This is a genomic window from Rugosimonospora africana (assembly GCF_016862975.1).
GTDB lineage: Bacteria > Actinomycetota > Actinomycetes > Mycobacteriales > Micromonosporaceae > Rugosimonospora > Rugosimonospora africana.
The window spans coordinates 95,968-109,664 of record NZ_BONZ01000049.1 but is presented as its reverse complement, the minus strand read 5'-3'; the positions used below and the strand labels follow the sequence as shown (position 1 = coordinate 109,664).

At 71.7% G+C, this 13,697-nt stretch carries 12 protein-coding genes; 9 read left to right on the top strand and 3 right to left on the bottom strand.

Annotation, left to right across the window (positions count from 1 at the left end; translation table 11 throughout):
* Positions 1–114 precede the first annotated feature (114 nt).
* The 5 genes from Raf01_RS25770 to Raf01_RS25750 all read left to right on the top strand — a co-directional run bounded on the left by Raf01_RS25770 (position 115) and on the right by Raf01_RS25750 (position 5,295).
* Positions 115–1,278 carry an acyltransferase domain-containing protein gene (locus Raf01_RS25770; RefSeq protein ID WP_203920569.1) on the top strand — a complete coding sequence of 388 codons (1,164 nt, stop codon included), beginning with the start codon at positions 115–117 and terminating at the stop codon, positions 1,276–1,278.
* Entirely contained in the window at positions 1,275–2,252 is a 978-nt protein-coding gene (locus Raf01_RS25765; protein ID WP_203920568.1) for a beta-ketoacyl-ACP synthase III, read from the top strand. The genes Raf01_RS25770 and Raf01_RS25765 overlap by 4 nt, the downstream gene beginning before the upstream one ends.
* A gap of 70 nt (positions 2,253–2,322) precedes the next feature.
* Positions 2,323–2,568, top strand: a complete 246-nt coding sequence (locus Raf01_RS25760) for an acyl carrier protein (protein ID WP_203920567.1) — start codon at positions 2,323–2,325, stop codon at positions 2,566–2,568.
* 40 nt (positions 2,569–2,608) lie between these two features.
* Positions 2,609–3,835, top strand: coding sequence for a beta-ketoacyl-[acyl-carrier-protein] synthase family protein (locus Raf01_RS25755; protein ID WP_203920566.1), 1,227 nt, complete (start codon positions 2,609–2,611; stop codon positions 3,833–3,835).
* A gap of 56 nt (positions 3,836–3,891) precedes the next feature.
* The gene (locus Raf01_RS25750; RefSeq protein ID WP_203920669.1) at positions 3,892–5,295 is read left to right on the top strand and encodes an acyl-CoA carboxylase subunit beta; all 1,404 of its coding nucleotides are present in this window, start codon (positions 3,892–3,894) and stop codon (positions 5,293–5,295) included.
* 133 nt (positions 5,296–5,428) lie between these two features.
* Here the strand turns inward: Raf01_RS25750 and Raf01_RS25745 are convergent, their stop codons facing one another.
* A complete protein-coding gene (locus Raf01_RS25745) occupies positions 5,429–7,081 on the bottom strand; it encodes a glycoside hydrolase family 3 protein (protein ID WP_373319564.1) in 1,653 nt (550 codons plus the stop codon).
* Between the two features lie 13 nt (positions 7,082–7,094).
* The gene (locus Raf01_RS25740; RefSeq protein ID WP_203920565.1) at positions 7,095–7,586 is read right to left on the bottom strand and encodes a DUF3145 domain-containing protein; all 492 of its coding nucleotides are present in this window, start codon (positions 7,584–7,586) and stop codon (positions 7,095–7,097) included.
* A 335-nt stretch (positions 7,587–7,921) separates the two neighbouring features.
* Between Raf01_RS25740 and Raf01_RS25735 the strand changes: the two genes are divergently transcribed.
* The 3 genes from Raf01_RS25735 to Raf01_RS25725 all read left to right on the top strand — a co-directional run bounded on the left by Raf01_RS25735 (position 7,922) and on the right by Raf01_RS25725 (position 11,886).
* Entirely contained in the window at positions 7,922–8,254 is a 333-nt protein-coding gene (locus tag Raf01_RS25735; RefSeq protein WP_203920564.1) for a hypothetical protein, read from the top strand.
* A gap of 261 nt (positions 8,255–8,515) precedes the next feature.
* Complete coding sequence (locus Raf01_RS25730) at positions 8,516–9,172, top strand: DedA family protein (RefSeq protein ID WP_203920563.1); 657 nt, start codon at positions 8,516–8,518, stop codon at positions 9,170–9,172.
* Between the two features lie 353 nt (positions 9,173–9,525).
* Complete coding sequence (locus tag Raf01_RS25725) at positions 9,526–11,886, top strand: HelD family protein (RefSeq protein WP_239133920.1); 2,361 nt, start codon at positions 9,526–9,528, stop codon at positions 11,884–11,886.
* 92 nt (positions 11,887–11,978) lie between these two features.
* Here the strand turns inward: Raf01_RS25725 and Raf01_RS25720 are convergent, their stop codons facing one another.
* Positions 11,979–12,338 carry an STAS domain-containing protein gene (locus Raf01_RS25720; protein WP_239133905.1) on the bottom strand — a complete coding sequence of 120 codons (360 nt, stop codon included), beginning with the start codon at positions 12,336–12,338 and terminating at the stop codon, positions 11,979–11,981.
* Between the two features lie 164 nt (positions 12,339–12,502).
* Here Raf01_RS25720 and Raf01_RS25715 point away from each other — a divergent pair, with 164 nt between their 5' ends.
* Entirely contained in the window at positions 12,503–13,513 is a 1,011-nt protein-coding gene (locus Raf01_RS25715) for an NADP-dependent oxidoreductase (RefSeq protein WP_203920562.1), read from the top strand.
* Positions 13,514–13,697 lie beyond the last annotated feature (184 nt).

Genomic DNA, 13,697 nt, shown 5'->3' with positions numbered 1-13,697 from the left:
GTAACGGTCACCACACCCGTTGATCGTCTATTGGCGGAACTCTACAAAACTCTTGGTCGGGTTTAGTGCTTGGCGCCCGAGCGCTTCCTACCGACATCCGGGACAGTCAGAGACGTGCTTGCCGTACTCGCTCCTGGCCAGGGCTCCCAGAAGCCCGGCTTCCTCGGCCCCTGGCTGGACCTCCCCGGTACAGAGGGGCGGCTGCGCTGGTGGTCCGCGCTCAGCGGGATCGACCTGCAACACCTCGGCACCAAGGCCGACGCCGCCGAGATCACGGACACCGCGAAGACCCAGCCGCTGATGGTCACGGCCGCGCTGCTGGCCGCGGAGCACCTGCCGATGTACGACGTCGCCGTGGTCGCCGGGCACAGCGTCGGTGAGCTGGGCGCCGCCGCGCTGGCCGGGGTACTGACTCCGGAGGCGGCCGTGTCGCTGGCCGGGGTACGGGGCCGGGCGATGGCCGCGGCCTGCGCGCTCGAGCCGACCGGAATGGCCGCGGTCCTGGGCGGCGACCCGGACGAGGTGGTCGCCGGCATCGAGAGCGCCGGGCTCTACCCGGCCAACCGCAACGGCGCGGGCCAGATCGTCGCCGCCGGAGCCACCGAGGCACTGGAGAAGCTGGTCGCGACGCCGCCGGCCGGGGCGCGGGTACGGGCCCTGCGGGTGGCCGGCGCGTTCCACACCCCGTACATGGCCACGGCCGAGCGTGAGCTGGCCGCGGTCGCCGGTGGGATCACGCCCGGCGACCCACAGAAGATCTTGCTCTCCAACCTGGACGGAACGGCCGTCACCACCGGCCGTGAGGTGCTGCAGCGACTGGTCCGCCAGGTGGTGGCGCCGGTGCGCTGGGACCAATGCATGCAGAGCCTGGCGGATCTCGGCGTCACCGCGGTCATCGAGCTGCCCCCGTCCGGTGCCCTCGCCGGCCTGGTCAAGCGCGCGCTGCCCGGAGTCGAGATCGTCAAGATCGAGACCCCGAACGACCTGGCCGCCGCCCGCGACCTCATCGCCCGTCACGGCGTGGCGCCCGGCGCGGAGCCCACGCCGCAGTTCCGGGTCGTGGTGGCCGGCGTCGCCGGCAACTTCACCCCCGACCCGAGCCTGGCGGAGGGTGCCGACGTACGGTCCGGCCAGGTCATCGGCCACATCGGTACCCGCCAGGGCCCGGTCGAGGTGACCGCGCACGATTCGGGCGTGCTCACCGAATGGCTCGCTCACCACGACGACCCGGTCGCGCCGGGTCAGCCGCTCGCCCGTATCGGAGGACACCTCGTATGACCGCAGACCATAGCCACCCCACCGGTCCGGCCCGCGGCTCGAAAATCATCGCGATGGGGCACTACCAGCCCGCGCGAGTGCTCACCAACGACGACCTCGCCCGCATGGTCGACACCAGCGACGAGTGGATCCGCGACCGGGTCGGCATCGTCACCCGGCGCATCGCCGACAACGAGACGGTCGCCGACATGGCCGCCGCCGCGGCCGGCAAGGCACTGGCCGCCTCCGGGCTGTCCTCGGCCGACATCGACCTGGTCGCGGTCGCCACCTGCTCCTCGGTCGACCGGTGCCCGAACGTGGCCACCCGGGTGGCGGCCAAGCTGTCGATCAGTTCCCCGGCCGCGTACGACATCAACACCGCCTGCTCGGGATACGAGTACGCGCTGGCCACCGTGGACCACGCGATCCGCGCCGGAGCGGCCACCAACGCCCTGGTCATCGGCGCCGAGAAGCTCTCCGACGTCACCGACTGGACCGACCGGTCGTCGTGCGTGCTGTTCGGCGACGGCGCCGGTGCGGCGGTCGTGACCGCGGTCGGCGACGACGAGGAGCCCGGCATCGGGCCGGTGCTGTGGGGCTCGGCGCCGGAGAAGAGCGACGTCATCACGATCGAGGGTTGGCGCCCGTACATCCAGCAGAGCGGCCAGACCGTGTTCCGCTGGGCCACCGTGTCGCTGCCGATCCTGGCCGAGAAGGCGTGCGCGGCCGCCGGCCTCACGCCGAAGGATCTGGCCGCGTTCGTGCCGCACCAGGCCAACCTGCGCATCATCGAACCGCTCGCCCGCAAGCTGGGTGTGGAGAACGCGGTGGTGGCCAAGGACATCATCGAGTCCGGCAACACCTCCGCCGCCAGCGTGCCGTTGGCCCTGTCCAAGCTGGTCGAGCGGCGCGAGGTACCCGCCGGCTCCCCGGTACTGCTGTTCGGATTCGGCGGCGGCCTCACCTACGCCGGTCAGGTCATCCGCTGCCCATGACACCCGGCGGCATCGCCGGCCCGGTAAGCCCATCAGTCCCATGAACAACCCACCGAGAAGGGAACTCCCCATGACGACCCGTGACGAGATCACTGCCGGCCTGTCCGAAATCCTCGAAGAGGTCGCCGGCGTGAACCCGGACGACGTCGCTGAGGACAAGTCGTTCACCGACGACCTGGACGTGGACTCGCTGTCCATGGTCGAGGTCGTTGTCGCGGCCGAGGAGAAGTTCAGCGTGAAGATCCCAGACGACGAGGTGCAGAACCTCAAGACCGTGGGCGACGCGGTGACCTACATCCAGAAAGCTTCTGCGTGACGATGACTGTCAGTAATCCTCACACCGCTGGGGGTTGGAGATGACCAGGCCAGACGTCGTGGTGACCGGGATCGGCGCGACCACCCCGCTCGGCGGGGACGCCGCGTCGACCTGGGAGGCGATGCTCGCCGGCCGTTCCGGGGTGAGCGCGCTCGAGCAGGAGTGGGCGGCGCAGCTGCCGGTCCGGATCGCGGCGCAGTTGAAGGTCGATCCCTCCGAGCGGATCGACCGGATCAAGCTGCGCCGTCTGGACCGCTCCGAGGCGGCCGCGCTGATCGCCGCGCGGGAAGCCTGGGAGGACGCCGGCCTGGCCGGTGCCGGCCTGGACACCCAGCGGCTGGCCGTGGTGGTCGGCAGCGGCATCGGCGGCGCCACGACCCTGCTCAACCAGGACGACATCCTGGAAGCCTCCGGGCCGCGCAAGGTCAGCCCGCACACGGTGCCGATGCTGATGCCCAACGGGTCGGCCGCGTGGGTGGGTCTGGAGTTCGGGGCCGAGGCCGGGGTGCACTCCCCGGCCAGCGCCTGCGCGACCGGCGCGGAGTCGATCGCCTGGGGGCTGGACATCATCCGGTCCGGCCGGGCCGACGTGGTGGTGGCCGGCGGTACCGAATCGGTCATCCACCCGCTTCCGATCGCCGGCTTCGCCTCGATGCGGGCGATGTCCACCCGGAACGACGAGCCGGAGCGGGCCTCCCGCCCGTTCGACAAGGGCCGGGACGGGTTCGTACTCGGCGAGGGCTCCGGGATCGTCATTCTGGAGCGGGCCGACCATGCCGCGGCCCGCAAGGCCAAGGTGTACGCGCGGCTGGCCGGTGCGGCGCTGACGTCCGACGGGTACGACATCGTCCAGCCCGATCCGGAGGGTCGGGGGATCATCCGGGCGATGAGCGGTGCGCTGCGCGACGCCGGCATCTCGGCAAGCGACGTCATGCACGTCAACGCGCACGCCACCTCGACCCCGGTCGGCGACATGGCTGAGATCCACGCGCTGCGCAAGGCGGTGGGCAGCCAGCCGGTGGTCACCGCGACCAAGTCGATGCACGGGCACCTGCTGGGCGCGGCCGGCGCGGTGGAATCCATCGCGACGATCCTCGCCGTGCATCACGACGTGGTACCGCCGACCATCAACCTGGACGACCCGGACGACGCGCTGGATCTCGACGTGGCGGCCCACCAGGCCCGCCGGCTGACGATTCCGGCCGCGCTCAACGACGCCTTCGGATTCGGCGGCCACAACGCCGTCCTCGTTTTCACGAAGGCGTAGCAGCAACCGGGAGGAACACCGTGCCCGCCTCAACGGCAGCGAGCGATCAGTCCATAGTGGACAGCCGCGATCCCGAGACCCGGCTCCGGGCGCTCTTCGACCGCGGAACACTGCGGTTGCTGGCGTCCGGGGACGGTTCGGGCGCGCTGGCCGCACGGGGCGAGATCGATGGCGGTCCGGTCATCGCGTTCGTCACGGACGGCACCCGGATGGGTGGCGCGCTGGGCAGCGAAGGCTGCCGGCACATTGTCGACGCCATCGACACGGCGGTCCGGGAACGGATACCGGTGGTCGGCCTGTGGCACTCCGGCGGTGCGCGGGTGGACGAGGGCGTGGTCGCGCTGGATGGCATCGGCCAGGTGTTCGCCGCGATGGTACGGGCGTCCGGCCGGGTACCGCAGATCTCTGTGGTGCTCGGGCCGGCGGCCGGCGGCGCGGCGTACGGGCCGGCGCTGACCGACATCGTCGTGATGAGCGGCGCCGGCCGGATCTTCGTGACCGGGCCGGAGGTCGTCCGCAGCGTCACCGGCGAGCAGGTCGACATGGAGCGCCTCGGCGGCCCGGAGCCGCACGGCCGGCGCTCCGGCGTGGTGCACGTGACCACGAACAACGACGAAGACGCGCTACGCACGGCACGGGAGCTGGCCGGACTGCTCGGCCGCCAGGGCCGGCTGTCTCCGGCGGACGTCCCGGCCGGCGTCGAGGGGTTCGACCTGTCCTCTCTGATGCCGGCGGAGGCGAACCGGGCGTACGACGTCAAGCCGGTGATCGGTGCTCTGCTCGACCCGCCACGGGACGGGCACACCGGCCCGGTGGAGCTGCACGCCCGCTGGGCGCCGAACGTCGTCACGACGATGGGCCGGTTCGCCGGGCGTACGGTCGGCGTCATCGCCAACAACCCGCTGCGGCTGGGCGGCTGCCTGGACGCCGCGTCGGCGGAAAAGGCGGCGCGGTTCGTGCGGATGTGCGACTCGCTCGGCGTACCGCTGATCGTGGTCGTGGACGTGCCGGGGTACCTGCCCGGCGTCGGCCAGGAGTGGGACGGCGTGGTACGCCGCGGCGCCAAGCTCCTGCACGCGTTCGCCGAGGCGGTGGTGCCACGGGTGACCCTGGTGACCCGCAAGGCTTACGGCGGCGCGTACATCGCGATGAACTCCCGCTCGCTCGGCGCCACGGCGGTCTTCGCCTGGCCGACCGCCGAACTGGCCGTGATGGGCGCCGCCGCGGCGGTGAACATCCTGCACCGCAAGCGACTCGCGGCGACCCCCGTCGAGGAGCGGGAAGCGCTGCGCGCACAACTGATCGAGGAACAGACCCACACCGCCGGCGGGGTGAACCGGGCGCTGGAGATCGGTGTGGTCGATGAGGTCATCGAGCCGACCGACACCCGCCGCCGGATCGCCGAGGCACTGGCCGGCGCGCCGGCCGCCCGGGGCGCGCACGGCAACATCCCGCTGTAACAACGGCTTCGTCGCCGCGCTCGGCCGCCGGTCTGGCTCGGCGCTTCCGGCGCCGCGCCGCGCTCAGCCGCCGGTCTTCCGACCAGTCTGGCTCGGCGCGTCTCGCGCCGCGCCACGACCCAGACCAGTCGCCTCAGCAGGCGGAGCGGGGCAACTCCGCCAGCCGTACCGGTGAGTGTCCGGGTGCCGCCGCCCGCCCGGCCAGTACGGCGGCCAGCGCCTCCATCGACGCCAGAGACGACGAGTACGTGGCGACCAGGGTTTCCGAGGTCGCCTTCTCCAGCAGGTACGGCAGGTCCATCCCGACCGTCACGGCGGCATCGCGCGACAGGTCCGGCTCGGTGTCGCCGTACCCGACCAGGTGCACCCCGGTACCGCCGGACTCCACCACGGTCATCCCCTCGGCCTCCAGTGCCCGGGCCAGCCAGGCGCGCTGCCGGTCCCGCCCGGCCGACGTGGTGACCCGTACCGGGCCGGACACGAGCGGTACTCCGCACTGTCCTCTGAGGAGGGTCATCGCCGCGGCGGCCACCCGTCGCGCCGCGACGTGATGCTCCCCACTGTCCACTGCGGACATAGGCGGCTCCGACCGGGTCGGGATGCGGCTGGGCGAGCCCGAGATGCCTCCGCCGGCGAGCCGGAGTTTCAGTGCGAGGACCCGGGTCGCCGCTTCGATGAGCCGCTCGGCGGGGAGCTTGCCGGAGCGCAGCGCGTCCAGCAGGCCCCGCCTCGCCGCCGCCAGGTCGGGCGGTTGCAGGAGAAGGTCGTTGCCCGCCAGCAGAGCGCGTACCGCGGCTTCGCCCGGCGGCCACCGTTGCGCGGGTGCCATCCTCAGCGCGTCGGTGATCGCCACCCCGGTGAAGCCGAGTTGTCCGCGCAGCAGTTCGGTCAGCACCGCGGCGGAGAATGTCGCGGGCACCGTGGGGTCGATCGCCCGCACCCGGAGGTGGCCGGACATCACCAGGTCGGCACCGGCGGCGATCCCGGCGCGGAATGGCGGCAGGTCGCCCGCGTCCAGTTCGGCCCGGCTCTGGGCGAGGACCGGCACGACGGCGTGACTGTCCCCGGTGGTGTGTCCGTGGCCGGGAAAGTGTTTGAGCGTGGCGGCCAACCCGGCCGCGTGCAGTCCCCGTACGGCGGCGGCGACCTGAGCCGCCACGGCGGTGGGATCCGAGCCGTACGAGCGGGATCCGATCGGGCCGCCGGGGCCGTCCGCGATGACGTCGGCGACCGGCGCGAACACAGCGGTGAGCCCGAGCGCCGCCAGTTCGGCCCCGGCCGCGGCCCAGGCACGCCGGGTCAGCTCGGGATCGGCGGCCGCGCCGAGCGCCAGCGCCGAGGGCAGTTGAACGATGCCCGACCTGATCCGGGTCACCGTGCCGTACTCCTGATCGGTGCCGATCAGAAGCGGTACCCCAGCCGGCAGCGTGGACGCGGCGGACTGGAGCCCGGTGGTGAGCCGCCGTACCTGTTCCGGACTGTCCACATTGGTCGTCGGGTTGGTGGCGGCGGTGGGATCGTCGGCGGAGAAGCCGACCAGGATCATGCCACCGGGCCGGTACTCCTCGACCAACTGTGCCGGGGTGTCCACACCGGCCAGCCGGCGATTGGCGGCCGCCGCAGCGGCGGACACCGTACCGGCGTCGCCGCCGTGGGCGTACGGCATGAGGACCTGGCCGACCAGGTCCTCATCGGACAGGCCGGCGGCCAGGACGGCTGCCCGCCCGAGCAACCGGTCCGGGTCGCCGCGCGGCGCCGGACGAGCCGAGCCACCGGTTCCCGGCACGGTGGGAGCGCTCCTATCCGACCCGGGTGAGCCAGGTCACCGGCGCGCCGTCCCCCGCGTACCGGTAGGGCTCCAGCTCCGCGTCCCACGCGGTACCCAGAGCCTTGTCCAGCGCATGCGAGAGCCCTTCCGGTCCGCGGGCCGTCGCGATCAGTGCCCGCAGCCGGTCCTCGCCCACCATGATGTCGCCGTTGGCGCTCATCGCCGCGGTGAACAGACCCCGACCCGGCACGTACATGAACCGCTGTCCGTCGACCCCGGAGCTGGGCTCCTCGGTCACCTCGAACCGGATCATCGGCCATTGGCGCAGGCTGGCGGCCAGCTCTGCCCCGGTACCCGCACGCCCAGACCAGCTGCACTCGGCGCGTTGGGCGCCAGGCTCGATGGGCTGGGCCGACCAGTGCAGGCTGACGGGCGCGTCCAGGACGCGCGCTATCGCCCACTCGACGTGCGCACACACGGCGAGTGGCGTGGAGTGGACGTACACGACGCCACGCGTAGGCACAGCTGACCTCCCCCGGAACTCCAGGTGCGTCTTCCCCTACGACCTGGCCCCGGATTTGTTCAGTCTGTGACCCTTATTGGCCAACTCCTGGTCGGCCCGATGTTTGATGTCATGATGCCGCTGTGACGCAAGGGGCGCCAGTGAATCGCGGAAATGCCCCCGATCGGATGGGAACATTCACCGATCGCCACCCGTTGCTTACCCAGAGCGGTGATGTCGGCCAGCCAGGAGGCCGGCACCGAGCCGGGACCTGCGGCTCGGGTCGGGTAGACTTGCCCGCACCCCAATTCTTGAAATCGGCCGCCGGCCGAGATCTGTAGTGGCAGGAGATTCGCGTGGCGAGCAACACCTCGAAGACCGCCCGCGCATCCGTCCGCGCCGGCCAGGCCGGGGCGGCGGGCGGCGCGCTCAGCGTGCTGGGCGAGTTCAAGTACCTGATCCCTCTGAACCACGGCAAGCATGCCTACGTTCGGAACCTGACCAACGGCAAGACCGCGCACCTGCGCACCGACTCCGAGGCATTCGTCGAGGAGATCCGGACGCTGGCGGGCGCCGGCCACGGTGCCAAGGTTCGTGCCGAGCTGACCGCGCTTGCCACCGCACACCCGAGCGATGGCTGGGACACGACCGAGAAGCGCCTGGTCGACGCCGGCGTCTTCGAGGGCTGAGCGGCCGGGGAAGAACGTTCCGATGCCCGCGCCACGGCGCGGGCATCGGCGTGTCCGGGGCCGGTTCGGCTCGGCGTGTCCGGGTTTGGTTCGCTCGGCGTGTCCCGTCGCGTTCGGTGAGATCGGCCGCTGGTGCCCGGGCGCCGGTTCGCCTCGGTGTGTGGTTCGTCCGGCCGGATCGGCCGCCGGTGGGCGGGCGCTTGAGCGGGAAACCCGCTGGCCTGCCTAGGGTACGGTTGCGAAGGCCAAGGGGGGTGGTCCGTGGAGTCCGTACAGCACTGGTTGTCGGCTTTGCCGCCCGGGGTGATCTACACCGTGGTCGCCCTCGTGGTCGGTATCGAGAGCCTGGGAGTTCCGCTGCCGGGCGAGACCGCCCTCGTCGCGGCCGCACTGCTGACCACCAGCGGAATCACGAACGTCTGGTGGGTGGCCGCCGCGGCCAGCCTGGGTGCGATCGTGGGCGACTCGATCGGGTACGCGATCGGGCGTCGTGGCGGGCGATCCCTGCTCGCATGGCTGGGCCGGCGATTCCCCAACCACCTCGGGCCGCCGCATCTGGCCAAGGCGGAGCAGATATTCCAGCGCAGGGGCGCGTGGGCGATCTTCTTCGGCCGGTTCATCGCGTTGCTGCGTATCTTCGCCGGGCCGCTGGCCGGCGCGCTGCGGGTGCGGTATGCCACGTTCCTGCTCGCCAACGCGAGCGGCGGGATCCTCTGGGCTTCGGGCACCACGTTCGCGGTGTACGCGGCCGGCAAGGCCGCCGACCGGTGGCTGAAGAACTTCTCCTGGATCGCGCTGGCCGTCGCGATCGTGGCCGGGATCACGACCACGCTGATCCTGCGCCACCGGGCGAAGAAGTCGTTCGATGTCCAGCCCGATGAGGATGACAAGGACACTGAGGCATCCTTGACTAGCTGACCCGTTCATCCTATCGAACGACCGGTGACGCCCAGCCGACGGGTGATCGATTTTCGGCTGCTCAACAGCCCGTACTCTACGACTGGTCTGGGCCGCCACGCGGCGCCAGACGCGCCGAGCCAGACTGGTCGGACGGCTGGTCTGGGTCGCCGCACGACGCCAGACCTGCCGAGCCAGTCTGGATCGCCGCGCGGCGCCAGACGCGCGAGCCAGACCAGGCGGAAGTGCCGCCGATTGCGGGGAGTGCCTTGACCGACCAACGTCACCCCAGCGGCCCAGACGCCGCGCCGGCCCCGGACGACCACCGCGCGGTGGGTCGCGAGCCCACGTCCGGCCACGACGACGCCGGCCACGTGGCCGAAGAGATCGCCGTCGAGCAGCGCCATGTCGATCGGGTGTACGCCCGCTTGGAGATCATCAAGAAGGAGGCCGCGGCCTCCGAGACGGCCGGCTACAAGATCGCCCGAGCCGGTACGTTCGCCGCACTGGTCGAGCGGGACGCCATGGTGTTCCACGCCGCCCGCCGCAGGCGGCTGCTCGACGCGGAGCACGACGGGCTGGTCTTCGGCCGGCTGGACCTGCGCCCCGGGGCCCCGGGGCCGGGCGGCGCGAACGGCGCGGCCGGCGCGAACGGCGCAAACACAACAAGCGGCACGACTACCGCAGGCGACACGCCGACCACGGGCGACACGCCCACCACGGGCGACACGCCCAGGGCCGCCGACGCGACCACGGCCGCCGAGGCGACCACACCCGCCGACGCGACCACCGCGGGCGGCGCGACCACCGCGGACGGCGCAGCCACCGCGGACGGCGCAGCCACGGCGAGCGGCGCGGCCACGGCGGGTGAGGTGCGCTACATCGGCCGGATCGGGCTGCGCGACACCGACGCCACCTCGCTGGTGATCGACTGGCGGGCACCCGCCGCCGCGCCGTTCTACCGGGCCACCCCGGTCGACCCGCTCGGCGTGGTACGGCGCCGAATGATCCAGTGCACCGGCGAACGGGTCACCGGCGTCGAGGATGATCTCCTGGATCCGGACGCCGCCCCGGCCGGCATGCGGGTGGTCGGCGACGGTGCCCTGGTCGCGACGCTGGCCCGGGCGACCGGTACCGGCATGCGCGACATCGTCGCCACGATCCAGCAGGAGCAGGACGAGGCGATCCGCTCCCCCGCGCTCGGCGTCACGATCGTGCGCGGCGGCCCGGGTACCGGCAAGACCGCGGTCGCCCTGCACCGGGTCGCGTACCTGCTCTACGCCGACCGGCAGCGCTTCGCCGGCGGCGGTGTCCTCGTGGTCGGGCCGTCCCCGGTGTTCGTCAACTACATCGCCCGGGTGCTCCCGTCCCTCGGTGAGGACGACGTGACCCTGCGGTCGCTGGGCTCGATCGTCGTGGGTACCGAGGCGACCCGGCACGATCCCGACGAGGTCGCCCTGGTCAAGGGCTCGTTGCGGATGAGCCGGGTACTCGCCCGGGCCGCCCGGGACATCACCCCCGGCGCCCCCGACGAGTTGCGCGTGCTCTACCGCGGCACACTGCTCCGGCTGAACCGGCGCGAGCTGAGCGGGCTGCGCCACACCGTGATGTCCGGCGGAGCCAAGCGGAACACGGTACGGGCCAAGGCCGCCGGGCACGTGCTGGACGCGCTGTGGCGCCAGGCGGTCGAGCTGCTGGGTGCGTCGGCGGTTCAGCCGCGCCCGGAGTTCGCCTCCGACATCGCCGAGCGCCGCGAGTTCATCGGGTTCATGCGGGCCTGGTGGCCACGGCTGCTGCCGGTGGACGTCCTGGGCTGGCTGGCCGACCCCGATCGGACCCGCCGGTACGGCGACGGGCTGCTGTCCACAGCCGAGGTCCGGACGCTGACCGGCTCACTCGCCCGGATCGAGGCAGACGGTCCCTCGGTCGAGGACGTGGCCCTCCTCGACGAGCTCGACGACCTGCTCGGTACCCCGCCGGCACCGCCCAAGAGGCGGAGCGACCCGTTCGTGGTGAACGGCGTACGTGAGCTGACCACGCATGCCGAACGGATCGCGGCGAGCCGGGCGACGTCGGTCGAGCGACCGGCCGACTACCGCGAGTACGCGCACGTCGTGGTCGACGAGTCGCAGGATGTCTCGCCGATGCAGTGGCGGATGATCGGCCGCCGGGCGGAGTACGCGAGCTGGACAGTGGTCGGGGACCCGGCGCAGTCCGCGTGGCACGGCGACCCGGCCGAGGCGCGACGCGCACGGGACGCCGCGCTGGGCGGTCGGCGGCGCACCGAGTACGTGCTGAGCACCAACTACCGAAACTCGGAGGAGATCTTCGAGGTGGCGGCCGGCGTGGTGCGCCGGGCCGAGCCGGACATCGAACTGCCGACGGCGGTGCGGCGGAGCGGGGTCGCGCCCCGGCACGTGCGGACCGACGATCTCGAACCGGCGGTGCGCGAGGCGGCAGAGGCGCTGCTGGCCGAGGTGGACGGCACCGTCGGCGTGATCGCCACCCAGGCCGCGAAGGACCGGGTCGCCGGCTGGGTGGCCGGCCTCGACCCCGGCCGCCTGCAGACGGTCAACAGCCTGGAGAGCAAGGGCATGGAGTACGACGGGGTACTCGTGGTGGAGCCGTCAGCGATCGTCGCGGAGTCGCCGTCTGGTGTGCGTACCCTCTATGTCGCGCTGTCCCGGGCCACTCAGCGCCTCACCACGGTCGGCAGCGACGACAGCTGGCGCTGAGGTCGGACGCCCGCTGGCTGGCGGTCATCCGCGCACGGTGACTCGTCGACGGGCGTTGACCCGACGGGCGGGTGGCTGGGGCCGAGCGCCGGTCAGCCGGTCGGAGCGGGCCGGCGACCGCGCTCCGGCAGCCGGGCCGGGGAGCCGAACAGGCCGAGCAGGCCCGAGATGTAGAGAATCCGGTGCACATAGGCGGTGGGGTTGCTGACCACCAGCCGGACGCCACTGGCGGCAGCCGCGTGGTAGCACGCGACCAGCGCGCCGATTCCCACCGAGTCGATGAACTTGACGAGCGACATGTCCACCTTGATCAGCGGCGGCGGATTGGTGGCCAACATGCTCCCGACCTGCTCCCGCAGTTCGTGGCAGTTGTCGGCATCAATCTCGCCTGCCGGATTGATCTGCACCGCGCCGTTGCTGTCCATGCGGACGGTGATCGTCAAGGTGGACATTGAACCTCCCGGCGGCTCTACTCCGGTGGTGAGGAACCCATGAATCGCGCAGCAAGCTTGCCCTTTGTACCACATTCGCAAGGCCTCGGCCCACTGCCATTTCGCGGGCTGTCACATCTTCCTCGCGCTACGAAGCCATCGTCCGGCAACCGTAGGCTGGCCGGATGGCTACCCTCATCGGTCGTGAGATACATCTCGCCTCCCGCCCCACCGGCTGGCCCACGCCAGACAACTTCTCGCTGGTAGAGGCCCCTGTCCCCGCCGTGGGCCCGGGGCAGGTGCTGGTCCGGAACAGGTTCCTGTCAGTCGACCCGTACATGCGCGGGCGGATGAACGACGTGAAGTCGTACGTTCCGCCGTTCCGGGTCGGCGAGGCCATGGAGGGCGGCGCGGTCGGCGAGGTGGTGGACCCCGGAGACAGTGCACTGTCCCGCGGCGACCTGGTGCTCCACCAGTCCGGTTGGCGGGAGTACGCGGTGCTGGACGCGGAGCGGACCTCCGCCCTGCCTCCGGTACCCGGGCTCAGCCCGTCGGTGTACCTGGGCGCGCTCGGCATGCCCGGTCTGACCGCTTATGTCGGCCTCTTGGACATCGCCGGCATGCAGCCCGGGGATCAGGTCTTCGTCTCGTCGGCGGCCGGCGCGGTGGGCAGCCTGGCCGGCCAGATCGCCCGGCTACGGGGCGCCTCCAGGGTCATCGGCAGCGCCGGCACGGCCGCCAAGGTGGCCTACGTCCGGGATCTGGGCTTCGACGCCGCGTTCGACTACCACGACGGCCCGGTGAGCCAGGCGCTGGCACAGGCCGCCCCGGACGGGATCGACGTCTACTTCGACAATGTCGGCGGTGATCACCTCGCCGCCGCGATCAGCCGGCTGCGCCGTAACGGCCGGGCCGCGCTGTGTGGGGCGATTGCCGGGTACAACGCCGAAACGCCGGTACCCGGGCCGGCCAACCTGGCGCTGGTGATCACCAAGCGGCTGACGCTCCGCGGTTTCATCATCACGGATCACCGCGACCGGATGCCCGACTTCATCAAGGAAATGAGCGGATGGCTGCGCGAAGGCAACGTCCGGTTCAACGAGACGTATGTGGACGGTATCGAGCACGCGGTCGACGCCTTCCTCGGCGTCTTCCAGGGCACGAACACCGGAAAAATGATCGTCCGGCTGGACTGAGACCGGGGCTGTTTACAACCTCGACACGGCCCCGCGACACACCGGCCATCCGATGTCTGTACCGTAGGTCGTGCGGTCGGTACAGGGGTGTGGCCGGTCGCGGGCGGGAAATGACAGTAGCCCGTCCGGAGGGCGCGCGAGTGCCCTCCGGACGGGTCCGTTCGTTTCCGGGCCGGTTCGGTCG

Coding starts and splice junctions, on each gene's coding strand:
- Raf01_RS25755 (WP_203920566.1), top strand. CDS start 2,609: ATGACCAGGCCAGACGTCGTGGTGACCGGGATCGGCGCGACCACCCCG.
- Raf01_RS25765 (WP_203920568.1), top strand. CDS start 1,275: ATGACCGCAGACCATAGCCACCCCACCGGTCCGGCCCGCGGCTCGAAA.
- Raf01_RS25715 (WP_203920562.1), top strand. CDS start 12,503: ATGGCTACCCTCATCGGTCGTGAGATACATCTCGCCTCCCGCCCCACC.
- Raf01_RS25760 (WP_203920567.1), top strand. CDS start 2,323: ATGACGACCCGTGACGAGATCACTGCCGGCCTGTCCGAAATCCTCGAA.
- Raf01_RS25720 (WP_239133905.1), bottom strand. CDS start 12,338: ATGTCCACCTTGACGATCACCGTCCGCATGGACAGCAACGGCGCGGTG.